At 35.0% G+C, this 3815-nt stretch carries 1 protein-coding gene and 3 pseudogenes; all 4 read right to left on the reverse strand.

Annotation, left to right across the window (positions count from 1 at the left end):
• Positions 1-68: 68 nt before the first annotated feature.
• Positions 69-266, reverse strand: a pseudogene (locus HMPREF2795_RS06950) (CopY/TcrY family copper transport repressor); the annotation flags it as partial.
• A gap of 151 nt (positions 267-417) precedes the next feature.
• Positions 418-890: pseudogene (locus HMPREF2795_RS06955) on the reverse strand (hypothetical protein); the annotation flags it as partial.
• An 88-nt stretch (positions 891-978) separates the two neighbouring features.
• A pseudogene (locus tag HMPREF2795_RS06960) lies at positions 979-3110 on the reverse strand (heavy metal translocating P-type ATPase).
• Positions 3103-3471, reverse strand: a complete 369-nt coding sequence (locus tag HMPREF2795_RS06965) for an ArsR/SmtB family transcription factor (protein ID WP_002926021.1) — start codon at positions 3469-3471, stop codon at positions 3103-3105. The pseudogene HMPREF2795_RS06960 and the gene HMPREF2795_RS06965 overlap by 8 nt, the downstream one beginning before the upstream one ends.
• Between the last annotated feature and the right edge of the window lie 344 nt (positions 3472-3815).

The following is a 3815-nucleotide window of genomic DNA, read 5'->3' on the forward strand; positions in this document are numbered from 1 at the left end:
CACTGTGCCCGCTGTGATTATGGGACGAATATTTGTTGTCATTATTCATTTTAAATTCCTCCTTATGCTTAATGATGATGTAAATGACATTCGCATTGTTCTTCTGGACAATTGCAATCCACTTCTTCTACTGCGAAAGATTTTTTCATCTCTAATATTTTTTCTAGTCGATCTATATCATCGAAGCTTAAAACATGATCGTCAATGATACTTCTTATTACATTTCCGACTTTCTTATTGCAAATACGGTTAAAAATATCTTCTGCATCTGTGATATAAGTATTAAATTCTATTGTGCTCATTCTCCTTTCCCCCTAGTTGTCTACAGATGTGAACAAACATGTTCGAAGTAAGTTTACTATTGTAAACAAATTGTGTTAAGTATTTTTAACAAATGTAAGGAACGCTTATAGCTTTTTATCTCTCCCCTTCTATCTCATAATAATTTTCATAGTTTTTCCTATACTGAACAAGGTCAGAAAATTGTTCTTTTTTTCTTGCAATTTATCGAAGTTTGATAGTATTTCTTTTGTTTTTGGTAGCTTTTTATAGTTTTCTAAAATTTCTTTAGCGGCAATTTTATATACGGGAAGTTCGCTATAATACTCCTCTGCAAATTGTTTATCTTCAAGATTTTTCTTGTGGTATTTATAGATTTCACGATACTTATTTATAGTATTTATATTTTCCATATCTTGAGATAAACTCTTCATTTTAGTTTCAATGTTCTTTATTTTATCTAACAAATCTTGTCTATCATCGGCAGATTTTTTGATTAGATCATCGAGCTGGGTAATGGAATTAATGCCTTGTTCTCTTAATTTAATTATTGAATCTGCCATTGTTTTGATATTATGTTTCCTTGCCCAAACTTCATAACCTTTGGCACTGACCCCCGTAAATGAGAATTAAATAAAAACACCCAAAAAGTTAGATTTTCTGTCTAACTTTTTGGGGTCAGTACAACCATTTTAGAACCTATTCTTTGATTTTCAATAAGCGTAAACTGTTTAATGTTACAAGTAAAGTTGCTCCCATATCAGCAAATATCGCTATCCAAAGTGTTAACCAACCGGGCATGACCAAAAGTAATGCCACTAATTTAATCGCCAAAGAGAAGGTAATGTTTTGCTTGATGATTGCTAAAGCCTTACGACTTAATTTTATTGTATATGGCAATTTACTCAAATCATCAGACATTAAGGCGATGTCAGCCGTTTCTAAAGCTGTATCAGTTCCAGCACCACCCATTGCTACACCAACGGTAGATGCCGCAAGGGCTGGAGCATCATTCACGCCATCTCCGACCATCCCCACACTTTGATGTTTTTCTCGAAGTTCTTTAATAAAATTAAGCTTATCTTCTGGAAGTAAGTCAGCTTTAATATCCGAAACACCAACTTGTTTTCCGATGGCTGTTGCCGTTCTTTGGTTATCGCCTGTTAGCATCACTGTTTCGATTCCCATATTGTTCAACTTGCCGATAACTTCTTTAGACGATTCCCTCATTTCATCGGCTACGGCAATAAACGAAAGAATTTCTTTTTCTGTTCCTAACACCATCACCGTTTTACCTTGAGTTTGCATATCGGCAATTTTTTCTTTTTTATCGCTTGAAATGCTTCCGTGTAATTCCTCAAAAAGATTTTGACTTCCCACATAATACATTTCATTATTTATTTTGGCTTTAACGCCTTTACCTGTAATGGATTGAAAATCCTCTACTGTTACTTCATTGAATTTTAATCCATTTTCTTCTGCTTTTCGCATAATCGCTGAAGCAAGAGGGTGCTGCGATCCTTTTTCAATGGCTGATGTTATGGTTATTAATTCATTTTCATTTCTACCATATGTCACAATGTCTGTTACAGCTGGAATCCCTTTGGTTAATGTTCCTGTTTTATCAAAGGCTATCGCTTTTAAGTGTCCTGCTGCTTCTAAATGGATACCACCTTTAATTAATACACCATTTTTCGCTGCATTTCCTATTGCTGTAACCACAGCAACTGGAGTTGAGACTACTAAGGCACAAGGACAACCAACCACTAATACAGCTAATCCTTGATAAATCCATTGGCTCCAGTCTCCGCCAAATAATGGTGGAACTACTGCAATTAAAAGAGCTAGTATGACAATAGCTGGTGTATAGTATTTTGCAAATTTCTCGACAAACGCTTGAGAGGGGGCCCGTTCTGCTTGGGCTTCTTCTACCAAGTGAATGATTTTTGAAAGAGTGGTATCTTCAACTCGTTTTGTTACTTTAACCTCAAGTAACCCTTCTTCATTCAAGGTTCCTGCAAATACTTCATCATTTGTGATTTTCGTTACTGGAACACTTTCACCTGTAATCGCAGCCTGATTTAATGTCGATGTACCTTTAACCACTATTCCATCCATTGCTAACTTTTGACCGGGCTTAACTATCATGATGTCTCCAACTTGAATCTCATCAACATGAATCATCATTTCTTCATTGCCTCGTCGAATTAACGCTTCTTTTGGGGCAATATCCATTAAAGATTCAATAGATTGACGTGCTTTATCCATTGAATAACGCTCTAATGCTTCACTAATCGCAAATAGGATAACAACGGTTGCCCCTTCACCCCATTCACCAATAATTGCAGCTCCTATAATGGCAATAGTCATAAGCGTATTCATATCGAAATTTAATCTGCTTAAATTTTTGAGACCTTTAATAAATAACGAATATCCACCGATTAAAATGGACGCTGCATAACCAATTGTCGGTAGAACATGCTCTTCACCATACTGCTCTCCTAAGAACCAGCTAACTACAAGTAAAAGAGCTGATATATATATACCTTAATGTTTTCTTTCTGCTTCCAAAAAGGTTCTCCTTCTACCCTTTGTTCTTTTTCATCTCGAATTTTTAAATTTTCAAATGCTCCTGCTTTTTCTAATTCTTCAATGGTTGTCGTCCCTTTAACATAAACTTTAGATGCTCCGAAATTTACTTTCGCATCCTGAACACCGGGAAGTTCTTTAACATTATTTTCAAAAATGGCTGCACAGTTCGTACAAGTAAATCCTTGAACACGATAGGCTTTCATTTCTTCTTCGAACTGTTTTGCTTTCCCACTAGACATTGATCTTCACCTCTTTCTTAAGTGCCAATGCAATCATCATAATTTGTCTGATATGCTCATCATCTAATGAATAAAATGCAAGTTTTCCCTCTTTTCGAAACTTAACAATCCCTTGCTTATGGAGCGTTCGTAGGTGATGAGAGGCATTTGCAACCGTAACACCTATAATATTTGCAATATCACACACACACAGTTCGTCATCTTGACACAATGCATAGGTAATTTTTGCTCTATTTTTATCTGCAATAGCTGTTAACATTTGGGCAACACTAGAAATATCTACTGTCTGTAAATTCCCTTGTATTCGATTGACCTTTTCTTCGTCATAACAATAAATTTCACAAGTATCTTTGTTAATCATATTCTCACCTCAATATCATTCAAGTATTTGCTTGAACATAGTATAACCCTTTTCATTAATTAAGTCAAGTGTTTTTTGGCACTGACCCCCGTAAATGAGAACTAAATAAAAACACCTCCAAGTTGGATTTGACACAATATAATCAAATGCACATGGAGGTGTCTTTTTATTAAATTCTCACTTTTTGGGGTCAGTCCCTTAAAACATGCTATTTTTATCATTGATAAATATTAATAGCTAACTTTCCGAAAAACAACTATTTTTTATACAAAAAAGACATCCAAGAGAAAATTCTTGAATGTCTGTAAACGTTGATAGTATCGTATTGATTAACGTTTTGAGGC

It is taken from the genome of Streptococcus sp. HMSC056C01 (genome assembly GCF_001811305.1).
Classification (GTDB): domain Bacteria; phylum Bacillota; class Bacilli; order Lactobacillales; family Streptococcaceae; genus Streptococcus.

Excerpts from the sequence above, each read along its gene's own strand:
- HMPREF2795_RS06965 (WP_002926021.1), bottom strand. The coding sequence starts at position 3,471 with ATGATTAACAAAGATACTTGTGAAATTTATTGTTATGACGAAGAAAAG.